The 523-nt window shown below is 60.2% G+C and carries 1 protein-coding gene; it reads right to left on the bottom strand.

Going from position 1 to position 523, the window contains the following annotated elements:
• On the bottom strand, positions 1-428 hold a 428-nt coding region (locus Q7C20_RS27140; protein ID WP_375071234.1), incomplete at its 3' end, for an NAD-binding protein.
• Positions 429-523 lie beyond the last annotated feature (95 nt).

The raw sequence follows: 523 nt of genomic DNA, 5'->3' as shown, positions 1-523 counted from the left end.
TGCAGCGCGCCAGGTGTTTCAATCAGGCGTTTGACGTACGTAGTCACAGCCTGCTCGGGGCTGATCAGCACGTCGATCGGCACGGCTTCGTTATGAAACAGCCCGCCCCGGGTGAGATAGGCGGACTCGCGGATGCGGGCGATCTTGGTCGGCGTGCGAAACAGTGTATATGCGACCTGGCAGGCGATCATGTTGGTCTCGTCGCTGCTGGTAACCGCGATCAGCATATCGGCATCATCGGCACCGGCCTGACGCAGCACCGTGGGAAACGAGCCGCGGCCGAATACGGTGCGAATATCCAGCCGATCACCCAGCTCGCGCAGTCGTACGGCGTCAGTATCAATGACGGTAATGTCGTTGGCCTCACTGGCCAGCTCGGCGGCCAGGCTGCCCCCCACCTGCCCTGCTCGGTGGTTGATTATCTTCATAAAACTGGTATCCCGTTGTCAGCAGCTGTGTAGCTGTCGTCCGCGCCGCTGGCGGAAATTTTCAGAAGCTTGGCCTGTTATAAACCGTGGTGGCC

It is taken from the genome of Pseudomonas sp. AMR01 (genome assembly GCF_041946035.1).
GTDB classification, from domain to species: Bacteria; Pseudomonadota; Gammaproteobacteria; order Pseudomonadales; family Pseudomonadaceae; genus Aquipseudomonas; species Aquipseudomonas antarctica_B.
Note: the sequence above shows the minus strand (reverse complement) of the source record. Positions and strands in the feature narration are given on the sequence as shown.